Raw genomic sequence first — 24,869 nt, 5'->3', positions numbered from 1 at the left:
CCACCGGAAAGGGAGACGATGACCGTCTCGCGCAGCAGGCGCCCCGGCCCGGCGCGGACGCGGCCGCGGCTGCTCGGCCTGGCGGCACGGCGCAACCTCACCGCCTACGGCTTCCTCAGCGGCGCGCTGATCTGCTTCGCGTTCTTCTCCTGGTACCCGATGGCCCGCGAGGTCGTCCTCGCCTTCCAGAAGAACAACTTCGTCGACCCGCCCGAGTGGGTCGGGCTCGACAACATCCGGGCGGTGGTGCAGGACCCGGCGTTCTGGCCCGCCTGGCGCAACACCGCGATGTTCACCCTGCTCGCCCTGCTGTGCGGGTACGTGGTCCCGTTCGCGATCGCGCTGGTGCTCAACGAGCTGCGGCACGCCCGCGGCTACCTGCGGTTCGTGGTGTACCTGCCGGTCATGCTGCCCCCGGCGGTGTCGGTGCTGCTGTTCAAGTGGTTCTACGACCCCGGGCCGGGCCTGTTCAACCAGCTGCTGGCACTGGTGCACCTGCCCGGCCTGAGCTGGCTGGACTCCCGGGACACCGCGCTGATCTCGCTGGTGATCGTCTCCACCTGGATGAACCTGGGCACCGGCACGCTGATCTACCTGGCCGCGCTGCAGACCGTGCCGGGCGAGCTGTACGAGGCCGCCGAGCTGGACGGCGCCGGCACCTTCCGCCGGATCTGGCACGTCACCATCCCGCAGACCCGGCTGATCCTGCTGGTGATGCTGCTGCTGCAGATCATCGCCACCATGCAGGTGTTCATCGAGCCGTACCTGCTGACCGGAGGCGGACCGGAGGACGCGACGCTCAGCGTCGTCTACCTGATGTACCAGTACGCCTTCAACTACCAGAACTTCGGCGGGGGCAGCGCCCTCGGGCTGATGCTCATGCTCGTCCTGATCGTCTTCTCCGCCGCCTACCTGCGCCTGTCGCGCGACAACACCTAGAAGGCCGCCACGATGCCCCCTCTCACCGCCACCCGCCCGCCCGCCGCGTCCGCCCCGCCGCGCCGCAAGAACGTCCCCGCGCGGCGCCGCCCCAAGCCGCTGCCCGGCGACCAGCGGACGATCCTGTCGCCGCACCAGCTCGGCTCGCGCTGGGGCCGCCGGATCTACTGGCTGGTCCTGGTGTCGACGGTGCTGCTGTTCACCGCCGTCTTCGTGTTCCCGCTGTACTGGATGGTCACCGGGGCGATGAAGTCCGGCGAGGAGTTCGCCCGCATCCCGCCCACCTACGTCCCGTCGAGCTTCTCCCTCGACGGCTACCGGCAGGCGTGGAGGCTGATGAACCTCGACCGGTTTCTGCTGAACACGCTGTGGTACGCGGCGGGCGCCTGGGCGTTCACGCTGGTCTTCGACGTCGCCGCCGCCTACGCGCTGTCCAAGCTGCGGCCCGTGTTCGGCAACGCGGTCCTGCTGGGCATGCTGGCCACGCTGATGATCCCGCCGACGGTGATCCTGCTGCCGGCCTACCTGACCGTCAAGGACGTGCCGATCGTCCGGCTGGATCTGCTGAACACGCCGTGGGCGATCTGGCTGCCCGCCGTCGCCAACGGGTTCAACATCTTCCTGCTCAAGCGCTTCTTCGACGCGATCCCCTCGGCGCTGCTGGAGGCCGCGCAGGTCGACGGGGCGTCGCCGCTGCGGACCCTGTGGTCGATCGTGCTGCCGGTGTCCCGGCCGATCCTCGGCGTGGTGTCGATCTTCACGGTGGTCAACGTGTGGCGCGACTTCGCCTGGCCGCTGCTCGTCCTGCAGGCCCCGGAGAAGATGACGATCAGCGTGGGCATCGCCTCGCTGCGGGCCAACATGCCGCAGACCACGATGACCGCGGCACTGGTGATCGCCAGCATCCCGACCATCGTCGTGTTCTTCCTGTTCCAGCGGCACATCATGGCCGGACTGACCGCGGGCGGCCTCAAGGGCTGACGGCCCGCCCCTTGCCCACCGTCCGGCGGTCCGCACCCGGCCCGGGCACCGGACACCCACCCGACAGCACGTAGACAGCACCCAGAGACAGTTGCGAGGAGCGCGTGAGCATGCCCGAAGCATGGTGGCGGGGAGCCGTGATCTACCAGGTCTACCTGCGCAGTTTCGCCGACGGCGACGGCGACGGCGTGGGCGATCTGGCGGGGCTGCGCTCCCGCCTGCCCTACCTGTCCGACCTGGGGGTCGACGCCGTCTGGCTGAACCCCTGGTACCTGTCGCCGATGGCCGACGGCGGCTACGACGTCGCCGACTACCGCGGCATCGCACCGGTCTTCGGCACCCTCGCCGACGCCGAGGCCTTCATCGGCGAGGCGCACGCCCTCGGCATCCGGGTCATCCTCGACGTGGTGCCCAACCACACCTCCGACCAGAGCGCGTGGTTCCGCAAGGCCCTGGCCGCCGGGCCGGGCTCCGCCGAACGCGCCCGGTTCTGGTTCCGGCGCGGCGAGGGCGACGCGCCGCCCAACGACTGGCAGTCGATCTTCGGCGGCCCGGCCTGGACGCGGGTGCCCGACGGGGAGTGGTACCTGCACCTGTTCGCCCCCGAGCAGCCCGACTTCAACTGGACCCACCCGGACGTGCACGCCGAGTTCTTGGACGTGCTGCGGTTCTGGTTCGACCGGGGCGTGGACGGGTTCCGCGTCGACTCGGCCGCGGTGCTGGTCAAGGACCCCGACGCCGCACCCGACGGCCTGGACCCCTACACCGACCGCGACGGCGTCCACGACGTGTACCGGCAGTGGCGGCGCCTGGCCGACACCTACCCCGGCCGGATGCTGGTCGGGGAGGTGTGGCTGCCCGACCAGGAGCGGCTGGCCCGGTACCTGCGCCCGGACGAGCTGCACACCGTCTTCAACTTCCCCTTCCTCGGCGCCCCCTGGGACGCCGCCGCGCTGCGCGCCGTCATCGACGACACCATCGCCACGCTGGCGCCGGTCGGCGCCCCCGCCACCTGGGTGCTGGCGAACCACGACGTGACCCGCACCGTCACCCGCTACGGCCGCGCCGACACCTCCTTCGACCACGCCGACCGCAAGCACGGCATGCCGACCGACCCGGCGCTCGGCCTGCGCCGCGCCCGCGCCGCCGCCCTGCTGTCGCTGGCCCTGCCCGGCAGCGTCTACATCTACCAGGGCGAGGAGCTGGGCCTGCCCGAGGTGGAGGACCTGCCGGACGAGCTGCGGCAGGACCCCATCTGGCACCGCTCCGGCCACACCGACCGCGGCCGCGACGGCTGCCGGGTGCCGCTGCCGTGGTCGGGCGTCGAGCCGCCGTTCGGGTTCGGCACCGGGACGCCGTGGCTTCCGCAGCCCGCCGACTGGAAGGACCTGACGGTCGAGGCGCAGCAGGCCGACCCGTCCTCGATGCTGTCCCTCTACCGCGCCGCCCTGCGCCTGCGCGCCGCCGAGCTCGGCGACGGCACCCTGCGCTGGCTGCCGATGGGCGACGACGTGCTCGCCTTCACCCGCGACTCCGGCCTGACCTGCGTGGTCAACCTCGGCGCCGCCCCCGTGCCGGTCGACGGCGAGGTGCTGCTGGCCAGCGAACCGCTGCACAGCGGCCTGCTGCCGCCGGACACCGCCGTCTGGCTGCGCTGACCCCCGCTCCTCCCCTGTTGGTGCCCACCCCCACACACCGAGGGAGCTGAACAGCGATGAGACGAAAGTTGACCCGGCTCCTGCTGGCCGTGGCCCTGGCCGCGTCCGGCACCCTGCTCGGCCCGCCGGTCACCCCCGCCGCCGCGGCCGAGACCAACCTCGCGGCGGGCAAGACGGTGTCGGCCAGCAGCTCCAACGCCGAGTACGTCGCCACCAACGTCAACGACGGCGACCAGGCCACCTACTGGGAGAGCGCCAACAACGCCTTCCCGCAGTGGATCCAGATCGACCTGGGCGCCTCCGTCGACACCAACAAGGTCGTCCTCAAGCTTCCCGTCACCGACTGGGGCAGGCGCACGCAGACGCTGTCGGTCCAGGGCAGCACCGACGGCACCGCCTACACCGACCTGGTGCGGTCCCAGGGGCAGGTCTTCGACCCGTCCTCCGGCAACACCGTGACACTGACCTACGACACCACGCTCACCCGCTATGTGCGGATCCTCATCACCGCCAACACCGGCTGGCCCGCCGGGCAGCTGTCGGAGCTGGAGGTGTACGGGCCGGCCGGCGGCGACCGGCAGCCGCCGACCGCGCCGTCCGGCCTGGCCTTCACCGAGCCCTCCCCCGGGCAGATCAGGCTGACGTGGAACGCCTCGTCCGACGCGGTGGGCGTCACCGCCTACGACATCTACGCCAACGACGCACTGCGCGGCAGCGTGGCGGGCGACGTGCTCACCTACACCGACACCCAGCCGGTGACGGCGACGGTGTCGTACTACGTGCGGGCCAGGGACGCGGCGGGCAACGTCTCCCCCAGCAGCAACGTGGTGACGCGGCAGGGTCAGGGCGGCGACACCAACCTCGCCGCGGGCAAGCCCGTCACCGCCTCGTCGCACGTGTACTCGTTCGTCGCGGCCAACGCCAATGACAACAGCACCGCGACCTACTGGGAGTCCGCCCCGGGCGCCTACCCGGCCACGCTCACCGTGAGCCTGGGCGCCAAGGCGGACCTGACGTCCGTCGTGGTCAAGCTGAACCCCGACGCGGCCTGGACGACCCGCACCCAGACCTTCGAGGTGCTGGGACGCGGCAGCCGCAGCGGCTCGTTCACCACCATCAAGCCCTCCGCCACCTACACGTTCGACCCGTCCACCGGCAACACCGTGACGATCCCGGTGTCGGCGAACGCGGCCGAGGTGCGGCTGAAGTTCACCGCCAACACCGGCGCCCCCGGCGCCCAGGTCGCCGAACTGCAGGTCATGGGCGTCCCCGGCCCCACGCCGGACCTGACCGTCACCGACGTCTCCTGGACGCCGCAGTCCCCCACCGAAACCGACGACATCACCCTGCGGGCCACCGTGCGCAACGCCGGGACCGGCGCCGCCGACCCCGGCACGCTCGACTTCGCGATCGACGGCCAGAAGGTCGGGTCCGCGTCCGTCGGCTCGCTGGCGGCCGGGGCGAGCACCACGGTGACGGCGTCCGCCGGCACCCGCGACGCCGGGTCGTACACCGTCGCCGCCACGGCCGACGCCGCGGACGACAACATCGAGCTCAACGAGACCGACAACACCCGCACCGCCCGGCTCACCGTCGCGCCGGTGTCCAGCTCCGACCTGGCTGCCGGCGCGGTCACCTGGAGCCCCGGCAACCCGCGCGGCGGCGACACCGTCTCCTTCGCGGTGACGCTGCGCAACGACGGCACGCTGGCCGCCGCGGGCGGCGCGCACGCCATCACCCTGACCGTGCTGGACGCCTCCGGTAAAGCGGTGCGCACCCTCAACGGCTCCTACACCGGGGAGCTGGCCGCGGGCGCGTCCACCGCGCCGATCGACCTGGGCACCTGGACGGCGGCCGACGGCCGGTACACCGTCCGGACGGTGGTCGCCGACGACGCCAACGAGGTCCCCGCCAAGCGCGCCAACAACACCTCCACCCGCTCGCTGTTCGTCGGACGCGGCGCCGCCGTGCCGTACGACATGTACGAGGCCGAGGACGGCGCACTCGCGGGGGGCGCGACGGTGGTCGGGCCCAACCGCACCGTCGGCGACCTGGCGGGCGAGGCGTCCGGACGGCGGGCGGTGCGGCTCACCACCACCGGCGCGAGCGTCGAGTTCACCACCAGGGCGCCCACCAACACGCTGGTGGTCCGCTACTCGATCCCGGACGCCCCGGGCGGCGGCGGCATCGACGCGACGCTGAACGTCTACGTCGACGGCGTCTTCCTCAAGGCCATCGACCTGACGTCCCGCTACACGTGGGTGTACGGCGACGACGCCGGTCCGACCGACTCGCCGAGCGCGGGCCCGCCGCGGCACATCTACGACGAGGCCAACCTGATGCTCGGCACCACCGTGCCGAAGGGCAGCAAGATCAAACTGCAGAAGGACGCGGCCAACACCACCAGCTACGCCATCGACTTCATCAACACCGAGCAGGTGGCGGCCGAACCCAACCCCGACCCCGCGAAGTACGCGGTGCCCGCCGGGTTCACCCACCAGGATGTGCAGAACGCCCTGGACCGGGCGCGCCAGGACGCGAACCTGGTCGGCGTGTACCTGCCGCCGGGCGACTACGAGACCGCGCAGAAGTTCGACGTCTACGGCAAGGCCGTCAAGATCGTCGGCGCGGGGCCGTGGTTCACCCGGTTCCGCACCCCGGCGGACCGGCAGAACACCGACGCGGGATTCCGCGCGGACGCGTCCGCCAACGGCTCCACCTTCTCCGGCTTCTCCTTCTTCGGCAACTACACCGCACGCATCGACGGACCGGGCAAGGTGTTCGATTTCAGCGATGTCGCCGACATGACCATCGACGACATCTGGGCCGAGCACATGGTGTGCCTTTTCTGGGGCACCAACGTCGATGACTCCGTCATCAAGAACTCGCGGATCCGGAACATGTGGGCGGACGGGGTGAACCTGACCAACGGCAGCAGCGGAAACAGGGTCAGCGACATCGAGGCCCGCACCACCGGCGACGACAGTTTCGCGCTGTTCCCGGCCGTCGACCACCGCAACGAGCAGCAGACCGGAAACGTCTACGAGAATTTGACCTCCCTGCTGACCTGGCGGGCCGCGGGGCTGGCGGTGTACGGGGGCGGCGGCAACACCTTCCGCGACATCCACATCGCCGACACCCTCGTCTACTCCGGAATCACCATCGGCACGCTGCAGTTCGGCGGCATTCCCGCGCTGGGCTTCGAGTCCGATCCGCAGACGGAATTCGAGAACATCTCGCTGGTGCGGGCGGGCGGCCATTTCTGGGGGCAGCAGACGTTCCCCGCGCTGTGGCTGTTCTCCGGCGAATTCCCGTTCCGGGGCATCCGCATCAGCGACGTCGATATCGTCGACCCGACATACTCGGGCATCATGTTCCAGACCAAGTACAGCGGGGGCCTGCCGCTCAATCCCATCACCGACACCGTCTTCACCGACATCTCCATCTCCGGGGCGCGCAAGAGCGGTGACGAGTTCGACGCCAAGTCCGGCTTCGGCATCTGGGTGAACGAGCTGCCCGAACCCGGTCAGGGCCCCGCCGTCGGCTCGGCCACGTTCAACGGCCTGCGGCTGACCGACAACGACGAGGACATCCGCAACACCACGACGACCTTCACCATCATCCAGAACCCGTGACTCCACCGGGGGCCGCGGGCGGAGCCCCGCGGCCCCCTCGTCCGCCGGGTCAGGCGCGTTCGAGGACCTCGGGGAAGGGACGGCGGGGCGAACCCGGCACCGGCGGCCCGTAGCCGAACCGGATGATCATCTGGATGTGGCCGGACGCGCGCGGCATGCCGGGCCGCCGCTGCAGGTCCCGCTCCCGGTCCAGGTCCAGCATGTCCAGCGGCTGCGTCATCGGCGAGGCCGACACCCCGCGCCGGGTGGCGGTCAGCAGCACCCGCTGCAGCGCCTGCCCGGCCCGCAGCCAGTCCTCCGGCTCGTCGCCGCGGGTCATCAGCACGCCCAGCTGCGGCCGCGCGGCGAAGTGGTCGACCTCCCGTCCGGACACGGGCCGGGCGAGGCCGAAGTCGCGCACGGGCACGCCGCGTCCGCTGGGCCGGGGCCCGAAGGTGTACGAGGGGACGCCGTCGGTCCGACCGCCGTCGCAGGTCCAGCGGGCCAGTTCGGCGAGGTAGCCGGGGTCGGCGGCCAGTTCCTGGTCCGCGGCGGCGACCAGGCTGAGCAGGTAGGCCGTGGCCTGCGGTCCCGGCAGGCTCAGCGCGACCCCCTCGGCCCGGGCGGCGGCCACCAGTTCCCGGCGGACCTCCTGCGGCACCGGCCGTTTGGAGAACGGGCGGCGGCTGGTGTGCCGCAGCGGGATCGCGGCGTACAGCTCCGCGTCGGTCAGGGACGGCCCGGGCGCCCGCTCGGCCCGCACCGCCGCCAGCAGCGTGGGCCGCCCCGGGTCGGGGATCGGCTGGACCAGCGGCCGGTGCCCGGTGACCCGGATCGCCAGCCGCAGGTTGAGCAGCGCCGCCCCGCAGCTGATGTGCAGAAGCCGTCCGCGCGGGTCCAGCACCGGCAGCCTGCGCCCGGGGTCGGCGTGCAGTTCCAGGACCCGCTTGTCCTCGCACCGGAACCGCCAGGGCTGGGTGTTGTGCACCGACGGGGCGGCGATCGCCGCCGTCACCAAGCGGCGGATGCCGACGTGTGTGGCGAAGGGGTGGGGCATGGCGGACCTCCACATGCTGCTGTCACGCCCAGCCTCGCCGCGGCGGAACCGGCACCCCAGGGACGAAGGTCCTCTGATCAACAGGACCAACGCGGAGCCCGCATGCCCCGAGGAGGGGTCGCCGAGGGGATCCCTTAACCTCGTGGTGACGCCCGGAGAACAGCGGACGGGCGCCGCACCACGATTCTTTCGGACCCTCATATCGCCCGCGCCCACGGTGAGGACTTGGCCGGTGGCTCAGGACGACGACGAACGCGTCAGGTTGATGCTGCCGCAGCTGCGGCTGGACGATCTGCTCGCCGAGCTGCACGTGCGGCTGGAGGCGGCGCGCGTCACCCGCGACCGGGTGCACGCGCTGCTGGAGGCCGTCGTGTCGATCGGCAGCGAACTGGATTTGGAGACGGTGCTGCGCCGCATCGTCGAGGCCGCCACCACGCTGGTGGACGCCCGGTACGGTGCACTCGGCGTGATCGGCGGGGAGGGCGAGCGGCTCGCCCGGTTCGTCGCCGTCGGGGTGAGCGAGGAGGAGATCGAGGCCATCGGGCAGTGGCCGCACGGGCGCGGCATCCTGGGCCTGCTGATCAAGGAGCCGCGACCGCTGCGGCTGGCCGACCTGACCACCCACCCCGAGGCCTACGGGTTCCCGCCGGACCATCCGCACATGCGCACGTTCCTGGGCGTGCCGATCCGGGTCCGCGACGAGGTCTTCGGCAACCTGTACCTGACCGAGAAGGCCGGCGGCGCACAGTTCGACGAGGACGACGAGGCCATGGTGGTCGCGCTGGCCACCGCGGCCGGGGTGGCGATCGAGAACGCCCGGCTGTACGACGAGACGCGGCGCCGGGAGCGCTGGCTGGAGGCCCTGGCGGAGATCTCCACCGCGCTGCTGTCGGGCACCGAGCCGCACCAGGCCATGACGCTGGTGGCGCGGCGGGCCCGGCAGATCGCCGACGCCGCGGTGGCCGGGGTGTGGCTGGCCGACCAGTCCGCAGGCGAGTTCGTGCTGCAGGCCGCCGACGGCGCCCACGGCGACCCGCCGCGGGGGCTGCGCGTGCCGATCGACGAGGGCGCCGCCGCCGAGGTGTACCGCACCGGCGCGTCGCTGCGCGTGGTGGACGGCACGGCCGTGCCGCACGGCGCCGCGCTCGCCGCGGGATCGCAGCCCGGTCCGCTGCTGGTCGTTCCGCTGGGTTTGGGCGCCTCGGCGCGCGGCGTGCTGGCCCTGGTGAACCCGCCGAGCACGGCGGCGTTCAGCGACGTCGTCCAGCGGCTGCTGGAGGCGTTCGCCGGCCAGACGGCGGTGGCGCTGGAGCTGGCCGGGCGGCGCCGCGACGCCGAGCGCCTGGCCCTGCTGGAGGACCGCGACCGCATCGCCCGGGACCTGCACGACACCGTGATCCAGCGGCTGTTCGCCACGGCCATGACGCTGATGAGCGCGAGCAAGATCACTCAGCGGCGGGACGTGGCGGTCCGGGTGCAGCGCGCGGTGGACGACCTGGACGACACCATCCGGCAGATCCGCTCCACCATCTTCGCCCTGCAGACCGCGCCCGACGACCAGGGCCTGCGCAACCGCCTGCACCAGGTCGCCGACGCGGCCACCGAGAACCTCGGCTTCGCCCCGTCGGTCCGGCTGGACGGCCTGCTGGACACCGCCGTCCCGGACGAGATCGGCGAGCACCTGGTGGCCGTCGCGCGGGAGGCGCTGTCCAACGTCGCCCGGCACGCCCGGGCCACCGAGGCGCACCTGGCGGTCGACGTCCGCGACGAGGAGGTGGTGCTGCGCGTGGAGGACAACGGCGTGGGCATCCCCGAGGGCGGCCGCCGCAGCGGGCTGCGCAACATGGCCGAGCGCGCCGAGGGGCTGGGCGGCTCCTTCCGGACGCGGCCGCGTCCCGGCGGCGGAACGTCGCTGGTATGGCGCGCGCCACTCGGCGACGACGACTGACCCGCGGCGTGCCGCACGTCACGTTCCATATCGTCCCGGTGTGCCGAAAGGTCTGCCTTTTCGGGACCAAAGTCCCGGCCGCCGCGCCGGGCCGGTGACCCAGGATGTGACTCGGCCGCCCGCCGGAGACCGGCGGGCGGCGCACCGGCACACAGGCCGGCCCGGGGCGGGGTGCACAGCCGCCGGAGCCGGCGCACTCCGAGGAGGAAGTCTTCATGCCCATCGGCCCCGGACGGCCGCCGCGCGGCGCCGTCGGCATCGCTCTGCCGATTGCGACCCCCTCCGCCGCCGGCGGGACCCGCCGTTCCGGGGACGCGCGGGCGCGGGTGCGCCGTGGCTGAGCCGTTTCTCCCGGCCCTGATCCAGGGCGGCATGGGAGCCGGGGTCTCCGGGTGGCGGCTGGCGCGGGCCGTCGCCCGGACCGGTCAGCTCGGGGTCGTCTCGGGGGTGGCCCTGGACGTGTTGCTGGCGCGCCGCCTCCAGCTCGGCGACCCCGGCGGCCACCTGCGCCGCGCGCTGGGCGCCTTCCCCGTCCCCGAGGTCGCCGAACGGATCCTGCGGCGCTACTTCGTCCCCGGCGGCATCGCCCCCGGGCGGCCGTTCCGGCCCGTGCCGAGGCTCGGCCTGCGCCCCTCCCGGGCCCGCGACGAGCTGACCGCCGCGGCCAACTTCTCCGAGGTGTGGCTGGCCAGGCAGGGGCACGGCGGTCCCGTCGGGATCAACTACCTGGAGAAGATCCAGCTCGCCACCCCGGCCGCGGTCTACGGCGCGATGCTCGCCGGGGTGGACTACGTGCTGATGGGCGCCGGGATCCCCACGCAGATCCCCGCCCTGCTGGACGCGTTCGCCGCGGGCAGGACCGGCGAGCTGACCGTCACCGTCGCCGGCGCCGAACGCGGCCGCACCATCGCCTTCACCCCGTCGGAGCTGACCGGGGCGGCGGCGCCGCCGGCCCGGCCGCGGTTCCTGGCCATCGTCTCCTCCGCCGTGCTGGCCGCGTACCTGCACCGGTCCCCGCAGACCCGCCCCGACGGGTTCGTCGTGGAGTCCCCGGTGGCGGGCGGGCACAGCGCCCCGCCGCGCGGGCGGCTGCGGCTGGACGAGGCGGGCGAGCCGGTCTACGGGCCGCGGGACCGCGTCGACCCGGCGAAGATCGCCGCGCTCGGTGCGCCGTTCTGGCTCGCCGGCGGGCACGCCGCCCCCGGTGCGGCCGCCGCGGCCCGCTCGTCCGGCGCCGCCGGGATCCAGGCCGGGACGATCTTCGCGCTGTGCCGGGAGTCGGGCCTCGACCCCCGGCTGCGGCGGCGGCTCCTCCAGGCCGCCCTGACAGGCGGCCTGCGGGTGCGCAACGACCCGGACGCCTCGCCGGCGGGGTTCCCGTTCAAGGTCGCTGAGCTGCCCGGCACGCTGTCGGAAGCGGAGGTCTACCGCGACCGCCCGCGCCTGTGCGATCTGGGCTATCTGCGTACCCCGTACGTCAGGGCCAACGGCGCGGTCGGCTTCCGCTGCCCCGCTGAACCGGTCGACGACTACATCCGTAAAGGCGGAGCGGCGGAGGACACCGCCGGGCGGCGCTGCCTGTGCAACGGGCTCGTCGCCGGGATCGGTCTGGCCCAGCACCGCCCGGACGGCTACACCGAGCCGCCGCTTTTGACGCTCGGGCAGGACCTCGGCTTCCTCCCCGACCTGCTCGACGGACCCGGCGGCGACTACACCGCCGCCGACGCCGTCGACTACCTGTTGAACCGCTGAGAGGAGACCCATGCTGTCGCCCGATCACGCCGACACCGTGCGGGCCACCCTGCCCGCCGTCATAGACCACGGCACCCAGATCACCGCGACGTTCTACGATGCGATGTTCGCCGCGCATCCCGAGCTGCGCCACCTGTTCAACCAAGGCAACCAGGCCAACGGGGAGCAGCGGCAGGCGCTGGCGCTTGCGGTGGCGGCCTTCGCGCAACGGCTTACCAGTGAGGGCGGGCCGGCGTCCATCCAGCTGCTGCTGTCGCGCATCGCCCACAAGCACGCCTCCCTCGGCGTGCGCCCCGACCAGTACACGATCGTCGGCCGCCACCTGCTGGAGGCGGTGGCGGAGGTGCTGGGCCCCGCGGTGACGCCCGAGGTGCACGCGGCCTGGTCGGAGGTGTACTGGCTGTTCGCCACCCTGCTGGTCGCCGAGGAGGCGCGGCTCTACCACGAGGCGTCCTGCACGCCCGAGGACGCGTTCCGCCCGTGGCGGGTGGCGGAGCGGCGCCCGGAAACCGACGACGTGCTCTCCTTCGTCCTGGAGCCCACCGACGGGCAGGGCGTCCCCGGATACCGTCCCGGCCAGTACGTCAGCGTCGCCGTGACACTGCCCGACGGGCTGCGCCAGCCCCGCCAGTACTCGCTGTCACGGGTGCCGACCGGCGACGCCATCCAGATCACCGTGCGCCGGGTGCGCGGCGAGGACGGCGCGCCCGACGGGGCGGTGTCGACCTTCCTGCACCGCAACGTCGCCGAGGGCGACCTGCTGGAGGTGTCCCCGCCGTTCGGCGACCTGGTGCTGGACGACGACTCCGACCCGCTGCTGCTGATCAGCGCGGGCATCGGCGTCACCCCCGTCGCGGCGATGATCGACCACCTGGCGGCCACCGCCCCCGACCGGCCCGTGCTGGCGCTGCACGCCGACCGCTCCCCCGGCACGCACGCGCTGCGCGGCCAGATCACCAGCGCCGCCCGCGCGATGCCCGGCGTCCGGCGGATCACCTGGTATGAGGAGCCGGACGGCGCCGCCTCATCGGCGGACGAGGAGGTCCGCACCGGTCTCATGGACCTGGACGGACTGTCCCTGCCGCCCAAGGCCCGCGTCTACATGTGCGGCCCCATCGCGTTCATGCGCGGTATCCGCCGGGAGCTGCTCGCCGCGGGAGTCTCCGACGAGCGCATCCACTACGAGGTCTTCGGCCCGGACCTGTGGGGCCAGACCGACTGACCGGCACCGGGACCCCGCCGGGGGGAACGAGCGAGCACCGCCCCCCGGCGGTCCGGCGCGGGTCAGCCCCAGGGGACGGTCTCCACCTCGCCCAGGCGGTCGAGGGCCACCCGGTCCTCGCGGGCCAGGGCGGTCACCAGGTCGTCGGCCTCGTCAGGGGTGACGTGACGTCCGCGTGAGCAGCGGGCGGCCGGGTCGGGGCTCTCCAGCCACAGCCGGCGCCCCTTCTTCCAGCGCATCTGCACGACCTCGCCCGACCGGCCCTCGAAGACGGCGAAGTTGTTCTCCCAGGGGGTCAGGGCGTGCAGGACGGTGCGCGCCTCCGCCAGTGACACCGGCACGGGCCGGTCCTCGTGGTGGCCCCGCCGGTGGTCGCAGTAGCTGACGGACAGGCCGCCGGGCCCGGGGGCGGCGGCGGGCGCGGGGCCGCCCGGCCAGACGGCGAACCGGCCGAAGCGGCGGCGACGCCAGGTGAGGGGCACGCCGATCCGCTTGCCGGGGTCCCCGCCCCAGTCCACCTGCAGGCCGTGGCGGCGCAGCGCCGCGGCGACCTCCTCACCGATGGCGGCCGAGCCGCCGGGCACCTGCACGGGGGCGTCGGTGAAGACGCCGTAGGAGAGGTACAGCCCGTCGCCGTGCACGGCGCCGTGCATGTCCTGCCGGTGGCAGAAGACGTAGCCGCGGTAGGCGTGGTGCTCGTCGTCGGGCACCTCGTCGCCGATCTCGCAGACCCCGCAGCTCTGGCAGCAGGTGAAGTCGACCCTGGCCACGATCCCCGCGAGGTCGAGGTCGCGGAACGCGCGCAGCAGCCGGTCGGATTCGAGCACCTCCGGCCAGGTCCGCTGGTCGGCCAGGTATCCGGCGAACTCCTCCTCGGCGAGCCGCCGGGCCGGCGCCTCGGCGCCGGGGGCGTCGTCCAGGTACTCGGTGCCGTTCTGCACGATGCCGTCGAAGTCTTCCTCGCCCAACGCGAGCAGGAGCCGGACGTACTGCCGCAGGTCGTCCTGCCGCCTTTCATCGATCATGCCGCCGATTACCGACTCCCCCACCGACACTCCGCTCCGCAATGCGATCGAGTTGCATGATCATGCATTGGCATGCATACTTGTACTCGTGTCCAAGGTGCTCACTTCCCTGCCTGTCGGTGAACGTGTCGGGATCGCCTTCTCCGGTGGCCTCGACACCTCGGTCGCGGTCGCGTGGATGCGCGAGAAGGGCGCGATCCCCTGCGCCTACACCGCCGACGTCGGCCAGTACGACGAGCCCGACATCGCCTCGGTGCCCGGGCGCGCCACCACCTACGGCGCCGAGATCGCCCGGCTGGTCGACTGCCGGACCGCCCTCGTCGAGGAGGGCCTGGCGGCGCTGGCCTGCGGAGCGTTCCACATCCGCTCCGGCGGCCGCGCCTACTTCAACACCACGCCGCTCGGCCGGGCCGTGACGGGCACCCTGCTGGTGCGCGCCATGCTCGAGGACGACGTGCAGATCTGGGGCGACGGCTCCACCTTCAAGGGCAACGACATCGAGCGGTTCTACCGGTACGGGCTGCTGGCCAACCCGTCCCTGCGCATCTACAAGCCGTGGCTGGACGCCGACTTCGTCAGCGAGCTCGGCGGCCGCACGGAGATGTCGCAGTGGCTGCTCGCCCACGACCTGCCCTACCGCGACAGCACCGAGAAGGCCTACTCCACCGACGCCAACATCTGGGGCGCCACCCACGAGGCCAAGAGGCTGGAGCATCTCGACGCCGGCATCGAGATCGTCGAGCCGATCATGGGCGTGCGGTTCTGGGACCCGGACGTGGAGATCCCCACCGAGGACGTCACCATCGGCTTCGAGCAGGGCCGGCCGGTGACCATCAACGGCAAGGAGTTCGCCTCCCCCGTCGACCTGGTGCTGGAGGCCAACGCCATCGGCGGCCGGCACGGCCTGGGCATGTCCGATCAGATCGAGAACCGGGTGATCGAGGCCAAGAGCCGCGGCATCTACGAGGCGCCGGGCATGGCGCTGCTGCACGCGGCCTACGAGCGGCTGGTCAACGCGATCCACAACGAGGACACCCTCGCCATCTACCACAACGAGGGGCGGCGGCTGGGCCGGCTGCTGTACGAGGGCCGCTGGCTGGACCCGCAGGCGCTGATGCTGCGCGAGTCGCTGCAGCGCTGGGTGGCGGCGGCGGTCACCGGGGAGGTGACGCTGCGGCTGCGGCGCGGCGAGGACTACTCCATCCTCGACACCACCGGGCCGGCGCTCAGCTACCACCCCGACAAGCTGTCCATGGAGCGCACCGAGGACTCGGCCTTCGGGCCGGTCGACCGCATCGGCCAGCTCACCATGCGCAACCTCGACATCGCCGACTCGCGCGCCAAGCTGGAGCAGTACGCCGCGCTGGGGATGGTCGGCAGCGCGCAGCCGCCGCTGGTCGGCGCCGCGCAGGCGGCCTCGACCGGGCTGATCGGCGCGATGCCCGAGGGCGGCGCCGCGGCGATCGCCTCCCGCGGTGACGTCTCGGCCGCGGTCCCGTCCGACGACGAGATGCTCGACCACGCCGCCATGGAGTCCGGCACCGACTGATCCGCGCGCCCAGGGGCCCTGACACGCAGACGCCGGCCCGGTCGTCCCGACCACCACGTGGTGGGGCGACCGGGCCGGCGTCGTTTCGGCCCGAGGCGGGCGCGGGCACCGGAGGGGATGCGCGGTGCGGCTGACCGCCGCGGCGCCCTCCGGCCGCTCGGCCTGGTCATCGGGAGCGGCCGCCGGGCGGTCGTCCCGCACCTCGGCACCGGTCGGGTGACCGCCGGCGGGCCCGCCGGCGGCCGCTCCCTGCGCTCATCGTTCCTGGAGACCGGCGTCCGCTCCGGCGCCCGGCGCCGAGCCGCGGTGTTCGTCCGTCCCGCCGCGCGTGTGAGCGGCCACGCGCGGCGGTGTCGATGACACGCGGCGTCGTCGGCATGGGGCCCGGCGGCACCGCCCCGTCAAGCGGCGCGGTCAGGCGGCGCGGGGCGGTGCCTGGGGACCGGTGGCCTCGGGCAGCGGGTGACCGACGCGGTGCGCGTGGGTCGTCCGGCCGTGCTCGTTGGGGAACGCCAGGCCGCAGGAGCAGGCCCACACCTCGGTGACGTCGTCACCGAAGTACCACTGGATCTCCTGCGGGTCGCAGCCGTGGCTCGCGCGGCTGTGGCTGCCGCGGTTGCGCAGCGCGATCTGCGTGTCGCACTCCCCGCAGCGCACCGAGACGTCCGGACGGACCCGGGCGGGGCGCTGCTCGGCCCCGTTGCCGGCGGCCTTCTCCAGTGCCCGCTGCGCGGGGCCGCGGGTGCGCAGCAGTTCCCGCAGCGGCGCCAGCAGCTCCTCGTCGCAGCGCGGGCACAGGTCGAGCCTGGCCTGGTCGGTGCCGATGCTCACCTCGACGGTGTGCGCGGCGTCGTTCTTGGTCTGATCGTCCTGGTAGCAGCGGTCGCAGTAAGTGACGATCAACACTTCCTGCATCAGACGCCACCGATTCGCTTCAGCGACTCCATGCGGATGGCGGCCAGGCCGCGCTGCCCGATCCGGCCGATGCCACCGGACTGGTAGCCCTCGGGGTAGCTGTAGCGGTTACCGACGATGCCGCCGCTGGGTGTCATGACACGGGTGCGGATGGTGCCGCAGGTGGAGCACTCCACCGTCCAGTGGATGCGGCCGTTGGCGCGCTGCACCGCGGAGGTGCGCGGGTCCCACGCGTGCGCCCAGGTGCGGCACATCAGGTAGTCGTTGGACAGCCCTTCGGCGAACTTGGTGACATCGTCCAGCTTCGCCATGTGCGGTCGCGTTGCCATGTGTTCGGATCCCTTCGAGGACTGTGCACTTTCCACTGTGCACTCGCTCCAATGTTGCCACGCAAGATCACTGCGTGACCGGTGCCCGTCCGATCGGACACGCTGTGACAAGGATGGACCAGTGACCGCCACTGGTCAGGTGAACACGTACCACATGTGTCGCCGTGTCGGCACACCGGGTGCGTCGATTTCCGGATGTTAAGGCGGTATCGACCGCCGCCGGACGCCGCGCAGACCGATCCGCGACCGTTCCGGCCACCCCGAGCACGAAGAAAACGGCGCGAATCGGTGCGGATGCCGGTGCCGGCCTGTCGCGTGCCGGTTGCGCGGTCGGGGAGCATCCGGACTCCACCTACCCCTGGCCACGTATAGGTCAGATTATGCGCGCTTTTTCGGTCGTGCTGCAGTCTCCTTTCCGTTAAGGCGGTTCCGGGGTGCGCGGCGAGCCGCTTTGATGCGCGCCGCGGGGCGCGGCGGCCCGCCGCGCCCCGCGGCGGGCCGGACTGCGGATCAGGACGACGAGGCGCCCGCCGGGCTCCGGTCGCCGGACTCGATGGCGGCCAGCAGCTCGGCCTGCCGGGCCCGGTACCGGGCGACGTTGCCGAGCTTGATCTCCTCGTAGCCGCGGACCATGTCCGGCAGCTCGGCGAGCTCGGCCAGCAGCGGGTGGTCGGGCGCGGCGTCGAGGGCGCGTTCGATCGCCCGGCGGTACTCGGCGACGAGCGCGCGCTCGGTGCGCCGCACCCGGGTGCGGCCGAACGGGTCGAACGGGGTGCCGCGCAGGCGGCGCATCGCCCGCAGCACCCGGAACACGCCGTTGAACCACGGACCGAAAGCGATCTTGCGCTTGAACCCGAGGGCGCGCAGGATCGGCGGGTGCAGGCGGTAGGCCACCCGCGCCCGGTCGCCGAAGCGGTCGGCGATCTCGGCCCGCAGCCGCGGGTCCAGGCTCAACCGGGCGACCTCGTACTCGTCCTTGTACGCCATGAGCTTGTACAGGTTGCGCGCCACCGCCTCGGCGACGTGCGGGGCCCTGCCGCGCACGCGCTCGACGAACCGGGCGTACTCGGCGGCGTAGTCGGCGTTCTGGTACTCGACGAGGTCGGGGACGCGCACATCGAGGATCCGGGCCAGTTCGGTGCCGGGTTCGGCGGCGACCAGGGAGCGGACCTTCGGCGCGCTCTCCGGTTCCGGCCGCGGTGCCTCCTGCGGTGCCAGTTCCCGGCGCAGGCCGTCGGGGTCGGCCACGGCCTGGCGGCCGCGGCGGAACGCCTGGAGGTTGGCGGCGACGGCGGTGCCGTTGAGCTCGATGGCCCGTTCGATGCTCGCGGCGGTGACGCCGAGCGCGCCGGTCTGGTAGGCGGCGCCGAGCTGGAGGATGTTGGCGTACTGGTCGTCGTCGAACAGCGTCTCGGCCAGGCCGCGGGCGTCCAGGTAGTACGCGCGGGCGGTCGCGGCGTCCAGGGTGGCGCGGATGCGCGAGGCGTCCGGGAACGTCACGGACGGGTCGGCGATCATGCGTCCGGTCGGGACCTCGGTGGTGGACACCACGGCGGTGGTCCGGGCCGGGTCGGCGGCGCGCAGGTGCGCCGGGTCGGCGCCGACCAGCGCGTCGCACGCCAGGTACAGGTCGCATTCGCCCGCGGCGAGCTTGGCCGCCTGCTCCACCGGGGCCGCGGTGACCTTGACATCGGACACGACGGCGCCGCCCTTCTGGGCGAGCCCGGTCTGGTCGAGCGTGCGCACGTGCCGACCGTCCAGGAACGCGGCGGTGGCCAGGATCTGCGCGACGGTGACGACTCCGGTGCCGCCGATGCCGGCGATGCGGACGGTGAAGCCGCCGCCTGCGCCGGTGCGCCGGTCGGGTTCTGGCACGGCGTCCGCGGGCAGCTCGGCGAAGGTGCGGCGCGGCCGCCGTCCGCCCGGCTCCACGGTCAGGAAGGACGGGCAGTCCCCGTCGAGGCAGGAGTAGTCGAGGTTGCACGACGACTGGTGGATCGCGGTCTTGCGGCCGAACTCGGTCGCGACCGGCTGCACCGACAGGCAGTTGGACTTGCCGCCGCAATCGCCGCAGCCCTCGCAGACGCGCTCGTTGACGAACACCCTGCGCGCGGGGGTGGGCGCCTTGCCGCGGCGCCGCTTGCGGCGCTTCTCCGCCGCGCACTCCTGCTCGTGGATGAGGACGGTCACCCCGGGGATGGCGGCGAGCTCCTCCTGGGTGCGCCGCAGTTCGCTGCGGTGGCGCACCTCGACGCCCTTGACGCGCGCGGCGCGCCGCAGCCGGCGCGGCTCGGCGCTGGTGATGACGACCTTGGCGGCGCCTTCGAGCAGCAGCAGCTCGGCGACCTTGTGCACGGGCAGCGCGCCGACCGCGTCCTGCCCGCCGGTCATCGCGACGGCCGAGTTGTACAGCAGCTTGTAGGTGATGTTCACGCCGGCGGCGACGGCCGCGCGGACGGCGAGGCTGCCGGAGTGGGTGAAGGTGCCGTCGCCGATGTTCTGCACGAAGTGCCGGGCGTCGACGAACGGCGCCATGCCGATCCACTGCGTGCCCTCGCCGCCCATCTGGGTCAGCCCCACGACGTCGCCGACGGTCTCGGGGTCCATGAACAGCGCCATGGTGTGGCATCCGATGCCGGCTCCGACGATGGTCCCCTCCGGGGTCCTGGTGGAGGAGTTGTGCGGGCAGCCGGAGCAGAAGTACGGGGTGCGGGCGAGCAGCGGAAGAGAGATGCGCTCGCGCCTGCGCGCCGGCGGCGGGGCGAGTTCGGCGTGGCGGGCCAGCCGCCCGCGCAGCCCCTTGGCGATCAGGTCCGGGTCCAGTTCCCCGAGCGGGCTGAAGAGGTCCTTGCCGTGGATCTCGGGGGCGTCGCGCAGGCCGTAGAGCACCTCCTTCACCGCGGGTTCGAGGAACGCGCGCTTCTCCTCGACGACCACGATCTCCTCGAGCCCGGCGGCGAACTCGCGCATGGTCTGCGGCTCCAGCGGGTAGATCGCGCCGAGCTTGAGCAGGCGGATGCCGGAGCGGGCCAGGGCGGCGTCGTCCAGCCCGAGGATCCGCAGCGCCTGGCGGACGTCCAGGTAGGCCTTCCCGGCCGTGACGATGCCGATCCGGTCGCGGTCGCCGCGGTGGACGATGCGGTTGAGGCCGCTCGCCCGGATGTACTCCAGCGCCAGCGGCAGCCGCACCTCGTGCAGGCCGCGTTCCAGGCCGGCGAGCTCCTGGCCGAGCAGGCGGCCGCTGGGCTTGTGCCGGTAGGCGCCGTCGGGCATCGCGGGGGGCGTCCACTCGGCGTTCACCGTGACCGTGGCGGCGGCGTCGGCGACGTTGGAGACGACCTTCAGCGCCGACCACAGCCCGCTGGCCCGCGACAGCTCCACCGCATGTCGGCCGAAGTCCAGGATGTCCTGCGGGTCCGCGGGGAACAGCACCGGGATGGCCAGGTCGGCCAGGGCGAGTTCGGAGGCCGAGGGGATGGTGGAGGACTTGGCGTTGGGGTCGTCGCCGACCAGCGCCACCGCGCCGCCGTTCGGGTCGGCCCCGGCCATGTTGGCGTGCCGCAGGGCGTCGGTGGCGCGGTCCAGTCCGGGCGCCTTGCCGTACCAGAACCCGGCGACGCCGTCGGTGCGCAGGCCGAGCCCGGCGGCGAGCTGGCTGCCCATCACCGAGGTGGCGGCCAGTTCCTCGTTCAGTCCGGGCCGGTGCACCACGCGGTACTCGTCGAGCAGGCGGCCGCGCCTGGCCAGTTCCAGGTCGTAGCCGCCCAGCGGGGAGCCCTCGTAGCCGGAGACGAACACCGACGTCGATCTCCCGTTCGCGCGCCGGTCGTGCCGCACCCGGTCGAACAGGACCCGCACCAGGGCCTGGATGCCGGTGAGATAGACCTCGCCGTCCTCGCGCAGGTAACGGTCTTCCAGTGTGTACGCGCCCACGACCGGACTCCTCTCGTCGGTGAGAGAACAGCAAACGACGATCGCCGCACGCAACACCGCATCGGACTTTGCGCCCAAAGACGCAAGCATAGGAACCTCAGCGGCGTTCCGCACTGGGATCCGTTGCGTTAGCATGCCGCACCGCGGTCGCGGCGCGGCTGGATTCCGATCATGAGATTCACCGCAGTCAGCGCGTCACCAGCACCGAGACGCCGATCGCCCTCGAACGGCGGACGCGCGACCGCATGCCGCGCCGCCCCGACGCCGGCGGGCCCGTGCGTCCGGCTAACTCCCCGCACCGGGGGTAGACGACTCCGAAACGGCTGCCCGACGGGGGAAGAGAGCCGTCCGGCTCATGTGACCGGGCACACCCCGGCCGGACGCCGCCTCACCCCGCTCCACGACATGCGAGGAGAGCCGCCATGGCCGACAAACCGGACACGACCGCGACCTCGGAGCGACGGCTCGGGTGGGCCCTCGGGGTCGTGCTGTTCGCGGGCATCCTGCTGATCACGGTGGGGATCTTCCAGCTGATCGCCGGGATCGCCGCGCTCGCCCGGGGCGAGTTCTTCGTGGTCACCGCCGATTACGCGTTCTCGGTGGACGTGACCGCGTGGGGGTGGATCCACATCGTGATCGGGGTCCTGCTGGTGCTGATCGGCTGGGGGATCATGGCCGGCCGGCTGCTGGCCCGTATCGTCGGCATCGGCATGGCGGTGGTCAGCGCGGTGGCGAACTTTCTGTTCCTGCCGTACTACCCGACGTGGTCGATTGTGATGATCGCCCTGGACGTCTTCGTGATCTGGGCGCTGTGCGTGTACGGCCAGCGCGAGGCCGTCCGCACGGGCATGCGCTCGGGCCCGTGACGGCCGCGGCCGGCAGCAAATTGGCGGATGGTCGCTAGAATGGCGTTCTACCTATCGGAAGGAGATCAGGTGGACACGCCGCCGGCCGAGACGTTCTACGAGCCGCTCGACGAGGACCGCTTCGCCGGCACCGCCGCCACGGCCGGGCCGTGGTCGCCCGGCCTGCAGCACGGCGGCCCGGTCTCGGCGCTGCTGGGGCGGGCCTTCGAACGGCACGACCCCGTGCCGGGGACGCGGGTCGCGCGGGTCACGGTGGAAATCCTCACCCCGGTGCCCGTGGCGCCGCTGCGGGTGGCCGTCCGCACGGTGCGCCCGGGGCGGCGGGTCAGCATGCTGGAAGGCGAGCTGTTCCACGACGAGCGCCCGGTCGCCCGCGCCACCGGCTGGCGGATCGTCGCCGCCCCCGACCACATCGAGCCGACCGACCACGCGCCGGCCCCTCCCCCGCTGCCCGCCGCGCCCCAGGCCGTGGCCGCCTGGCCCGGGGCGCACCTGGGCGGCTACCTGTCGGCGATGGAGTGGCGCTACACCGAGGGCTCGTTCACCGGGCGCGGCCCGGGCCGGACGTGGGCGCGTGCGCGCGTGCCCCTGGTCGCCGGAGAGGACGACACGCCGCTCGTGCGCGCGCTCGTGCTGGCCGACAGCGCCTCGGGGGTGGGCGCCCAGCACGACTTCGCCAAACTGCAGGTCATCAACACCGACGTCACCGTGGCGCTGCACCGCGACCCGGTCGGCGAGTGGATCTGCATGGACGCCCGGGTCCATGCAAGCCCGCGCGGCAGCGGCCTGGCCCAGGCCTCCCTGGCCGACGCCTCCGGCGAGTTCGGCCAGGTCCTGCAGACCCTGCTGGTGGACGAACAGCGCCCCTGACGCGCCCGGCGCGCGTCACCGGGTCACAGGATGCTCAGGCCGAAGGCGCGGTCCAGCTGCCAGGCGGCCGAGGCCAGCAGCCCGGTGGCGGTGCCGACGCCCGTCAGCAGGACCGGGCCGGTGATGGTGTTCTTGCTGGGCGGGGCGGCCAGCAGCGCCTGCACGCGCTGGACGACGCCCGAGTCGGTGAACGCGGGCAGCGGCGAGGAGGACGCCTCGGCCTCCGCCCGGGCCAGGGCGACGCGGGCGATGGTGTGCGCGACCAGCGTACGGTCGCCGACGGCCTCGGCGGCGTCCTCGTCGGCCCAGCGCTCCAGCGCGAAGCGCAGGCGGGCGTTCAGCCGGCGCAGCACCGGCAGCGTGCCGGCGGCCAGCGCGCCGACCGCCAGGTAGCGGTGGTGGCGGTGCCGCAGGTGGGCGGCCTCGTGCTCGAACACCACCCGCAGCCCGATGCCGTCGAGGACGCGCAGCAGCCCGCGCGAGACGAGCACGCCGCCGTCCCGGCCGGGGACCGCCAGCGCGAGCGGAACGTCCGACTGCACCACCTCGCCGGCGCCGCGCTGGGCGTGCCGCACCTCGGCGGCCCAGCGGACCGCCAGCCGCACGGCGACGGCGGCGGTCAGCGCCGTGAGCGCCAGCGCCGGGACGCCGAGGGCGGCGGGCACCGGCTGGTCGTCGCCGAACAGCGCCCACTCGGGCAGGTACCGGTCGGCCAGGCCCGGGGCCAGGGTGGCGGCGTAGTTGAGGCCGACGAACACCAGCGTGCCGGCGACGGCCACCGCACTGGCGCCGGCGACCACCGCCAGCACCCGCGCCGACCAGGCCGGATGCAGCGGCAGCGGCGCCACGCTCACCGCGACGCCGAGCACCAGCGCCAGCGCCGCGGGCAGGAACGTCAGCGGCCAGATCACGCCGGGGCCTCGGGCTCGCCGCCGGACCGCCGCAGGACGGCGCGCAGCGCGTCCGCCTCCTCGGCGGTCAGGCTCTGCACGAAGCGGCTCAGCACGCTGGACGGGTCGCTGGCGTGCCGCAGGTGGTCGCGCATCCGGTCGGCCACCAGGCGCGACTCGTCCACCGCCAGCCGGTACAGGTAGTGCCGCCCCTGCCGCACCCGGGTGACCAGGTGCTTGGCGTGCAGGCGGAACAGGATGGTGTTGACGGTCGTGTAGGCCGGCTCCCCGGGGATGCGGGCCCGCAGGTCGGCGGTGCTGACCGGACCGCCGGCGGCGGCAAGAGCGGCCAGCACCTCGGCCTCCAACTGCCCCAGCGGTCGTCTCGCCACGGGTCCACCTCCAAGGTCGAATGCGTACCGGGAAGGGTAACCGGCCGTCCGCCCGCCGTTCACTGCGCGCCACCGAACGCGATCGTGCGCAGCGCGGCGGCGGCCGCGCGGTCCAGCAGCACGACCGAGGCGCAGCCGCCGGGGAGCCGTCCGGCCTCCGCCCCGGCGACGAGCCGCCTGATCGCACGGCGGTGCCGGGCGAACGCGCGGGGCGGCACGGTGCGTCCGCGCAGCACCTGCCAGTGCAGGGCCTGCCGCGGCGGCACGTCCATCAGCACCAGGTGCAGGCGGCGCCCGCGGCGGCGCGTGCACCGCGCCGCCCACCGGCGCACCCACCCGTTGGCGCCGCAGTCGTGCACCACGACGCTGTCTCCGGACCGCAGTGCGCGCCCCAGCCGCGCGTAGTGCGCGGCGCGGACGCCCGGACGGTAGACCGCGTACGGCAGCCAGGACGGCAGCCATCGCTCCCATGCCTCGCGGACGTCCTGCGCGTCGATCGTGTGCACCGGGCGGCCCCGCCCGTCGCGGGCCGGCACGACCCGCCTGATGAGCGTGCTCTTCCCGCTGCCGGGCAGGCCCGAGACCACGACCACGTCGCCGGCCGCGAACGTCAGGCGCGCGCGGCGGAGCCCGGTGCCGCGTCCGGCGCGCAGGTCGGTCATCGGCCTGTGGAGCGCCGGCCCGGAGGCGTCCGCGGCCACCGCTTGGAGGGCGTTCGGGAGGGCGTCGTCCACCCCGGGCACGCGCTGACTGTCCACCTGTTCGGCTCCCCCGCGGGGGGACGGCGAACCCGCCCCGGAGCGGGCGGAGCGGCACGGCCGACCCACGAACTACTTTTGTAGTAGCCAAGGTAGCAGCCCGTGCCGCGCGGCCCGGCGCCGGGCCGCGCGGCGCCCCCGCGGGGAATCGGTGGTTGGTCCCCCACCTTT

Annotated in this window: 18 protein-coding genes; 10 read left to right on the top strand and 8 right to left on the bottom strand. The window is 73.3% G+C overall.

Annotation, left to right across the window (positions count from 1 at the left end; translation table 11 throughout):
* Positions 1 to 18: 18 nt before the first annotated feature.
* From QSK22_RS08620 to QSK22_RS08605, 4 genes are all read left to right on the top strand, one after another.
* Positions 19 to 939: a carbohydrate ABC transporter permease gene (locus QSK22_RS08620; protein WP_285493485.1), complete on the top strand. Its 921-nt coding sequence runs from the start codon at positions 19 to 21 to the stop codon at positions 937 to 939.
* 12 nt (positions 940 to 951) lie between these two features.
* Positions 952 to 1,920 carry a carbohydrate ABC transporter permease gene (locus QSK22_RS08615; protein ID WP_285493484.1) on the top strand — a complete coding sequence of 323 codons (969 nt, stop codon included), beginning with the start codon at positions 952 to 954 and terminating at the stop codon, positions 1,918 to 1,920.
* Between the two features lie 110 nt (positions 1,921 to 2,030).
* Positions 2,031 to 3,578, top strand: a complete 1,548-nt coding sequence (locus tag QSK22_RS08610) for a glycoside hydrolase family 13 protein (RefSeq protein WP_285493714.1) — start codon at positions 2,031 to 2,033, stop codon at positions 3,576 to 3,578.
* A gap of 56 nt (positions 3,579 to 3,634) precedes the next feature.
* On the top strand, positions 3,635 to 7,213 hold the full coding sequence (locus tag QSK22_RS08605; protein ID WP_285493483.1) for a discoidin domain-containing protein: 3,579 nt from the start codon (positions 3,635 to 3,637) through the stop codon (positions 7,211 to 7,213).
* 49 nt (positions 7,214 to 7,262) lie between these two features.
* Here QSK22_RS08605 and QSK22_RS08600 read toward each other — a convergent pair whose 3' ends face one another.
* A complete protein-coding gene (locus QSK22_RS08600) occupies positions 7,263 to 8,249 on the bottom strand; it encodes an Acg family FMN-binding oxidoreductase (RefSeq protein ID WP_285493482.1) in 987 nt (328 codons plus the stop codon).
* A gap of 265 nt (positions 8,250 to 8,514) precedes the next feature.
* Between QSK22_RS08600 and QSK22_RS08595 the strand changes: the two genes are divergently transcribed.
* The 3 genes from QSK22_RS08595 (at position 8,515) to QSK22_RS08585 (ending at position 13,171) form a co-directional block, all read left to right on the top strand.
* Complete coding sequence (locus tag QSK22_RS08595) at positions 8,515 to 10,197, top strand: GAF domain-containing sensor histidine kinase (RefSeq protein ID WP_285493712.1); 1,683 nt, start codon at positions 8,515 to 8,517, stop codon at positions 10,195 to 10,197.
* A gap of 333 nt (positions 10,198 to 10,530) precedes the next feature.
* Positions 10,531 to 11,949, top strand: a complete 1,419-nt coding sequence (locus QSK22_RS08590) for a beta/alpha barrel domain-containing protein (protein ID WP_285493481.1) — start codon at positions 10,531 to 10,533, stop codon at positions 11,947 to 11,949.
* Positions 11,950 to 11,959: 10 nt separating this feature from the next.
* Positions 11,960 to 13,171, top strand: coding sequence for a globin domain-containing protein (locus tag QSK22_RS08585; RefSeq protein WP_285493480.1), 1,212 nt, complete (start codon positions 11,960 to 11,962; stop codon positions 13,169 to 13,171).
* Positions 13,172 to 13,233: 62 nt separating this feature from the next.
* Here QSK22_RS08585 and QSK22_RS08580 read toward each other — a convergent pair whose 3' ends face one another.
* On the bottom strand, positions 13,234 to 14,196 hold the full coding sequence (locus tag QSK22_RS08580) for a DUF6891 domain-containing protein (RefSeq protein ID WP_285493478.1): 963 nt from the start codon (positions 14,194 to 14,196) through the stop codon (positions 13,234 to 13,236).
* Between the two features lie 88 nt (positions 14,197 to 14,284).
* On the opposite strand from QSK22_RS08580, the gene argG reads away from it, so the two are divergent.
* The gene (argG, locus tag QSK22_RS08575) at positions 14,285 to 15,745 is read left to right on the top strand and encodes an argininosuccinate synthase (RefSeq protein WP_285493477.1); all 1,461 of its coding nucleotides are present in this window, start codon (positions 14,285 to 14,287) and stop codon (positions 15,743 to 15,745) included.
* A 414-nt stretch (positions 15,746 to 16,159) separates the two neighbouring features.
* Here the strand turns inward: argG and QSK22_RS08570 are convergent, their stop codons facing one another.
* The 3 genes from QSK22_RS08570 to QSK22_RS08560 form a co-directional block, all read right to left on the bottom strand.
* Positions 16,160 to 16,660: a hypothetical protein gene (locus tag QSK22_RS08570; protein WP_285493476.1), complete on the bottom strand. Its 501-nt coding sequence runs from the start codon at positions 16,658 to 16,660 to the stop codon at positions 16,160 to 16,162.
* A complete protein-coding gene (locus tag QSK22_RS08565; RefSeq protein ID WP_285493475.1) occupies positions 16,660 to 16,989 on the bottom strand; it encodes a hypothetical protein in 330 nt (109 codons plus the stop codon). The genes QSK22_RS08570 and QSK22_RS08565 overlap by 1 nt, the downstream gene beginning before the upstream one ends.
* 510 nt (positions 16,990 to 17,499) lie before the next feature.
* Positions 17,500 to 21,012 (bottom strand): indolepyruvate ferredoxin oxidoreductase family protein, encoded by a 3,513-nt coding sequence (locus QSK22_RS08560; protein WP_285493474.1) that lies wholly within the window; start codon positions 21,010 to 21,012, stop codon positions 17,500 to 17,502.
* Positions 21,013 to 21,344: 332 nt separating this feature from the next.
* Here QSK22_RS08560 and QSK22_RS08555 point away from each other — a divergent pair, with 332 nt between their 5' ends.
* Positions 21,345 to 21,788, top strand: a complete 444-nt coding sequence (locus tag QSK22_RS08555) for a DUF7144 family membrane protein (protein ID WP_285493473.1) — start codon at positions 21,345 to 21,347, stop codon at positions 21,786 to 21,788.
* Between the two features lie 69 nt (positions 21,789 to 21,857).
* Positions 21,858 to 22,658: a thioesterase family protein gene (locus tag QSK22_RS08550; protein ID WP_285493472.1), complete on the top strand. Its 801-nt coding sequence runs from the start codon at positions 21,858 to 21,860 to the stop codon at positions 22,656 to 22,658.
* A gap of 23 nt (positions 22,659 to 22,681) precedes the next feature.
* Here the strand turns inward: QSK22_RS08550 and QSK22_RS08545 are convergent, their stop codons facing one another.
* The 3 genes from QSK22_RS08545 to QSK22_RS08535 are packed head-to-tail and all read right to left on the bottom strand — an operon-like array spanning position 22,682 to position 24,698.
* The gene (locus QSK22_RS08545; protein WP_285493470.1) at positions 22,682 to 23,569 is read right to left on the bottom strand and encodes a M56 family metallopeptidase; all 888 of its coding nucleotides are present in this window, start codon (positions 23,567 to 23,569) and stop codon (positions 22,682 to 22,684) included.
* Entirely contained in the window at positions 23,566 to 23,940 is a 375-nt protein-coding gene (locus QSK22_RS08540) for a BlaI/MecI/CopY family transcriptional regulator (RefSeq protein ID WP_285493469.1), read from the bottom strand. The genes QSK22_RS08545 and QSK22_RS08540 overlap by 4 nt, the downstream gene beginning before the upstream one ends.
* 59 nt (positions 23,941 to 23,999) lie before the next feature.
* Complete coding sequence (locus QSK22_RS08535; RefSeq protein WP_285493468.1) at positions 24,000 to 24,698, bottom strand: AAA family ATPase; 699 nt, start codon at positions 24,696 to 24,698, stop codon at positions 24,000 to 24,002.
* Positions 24,699 to 24,869 lie beyond the last annotated feature (171 nt).

This window comes from Actinomadura sp. NBRC 104425, assembly GCF_030269545.1.
GTDB lineage: Bacteria > Actinomycetota > Actinomycetes > Streptosporangiales > Streptosporangiaceae > Spirillospora > Spirillospora keratinilytica.
The sequence above is the reverse complement of the archived record's forward strand: the minus strand, read 5'-3'. Positions and strand labels throughout refer to the sequence as shown.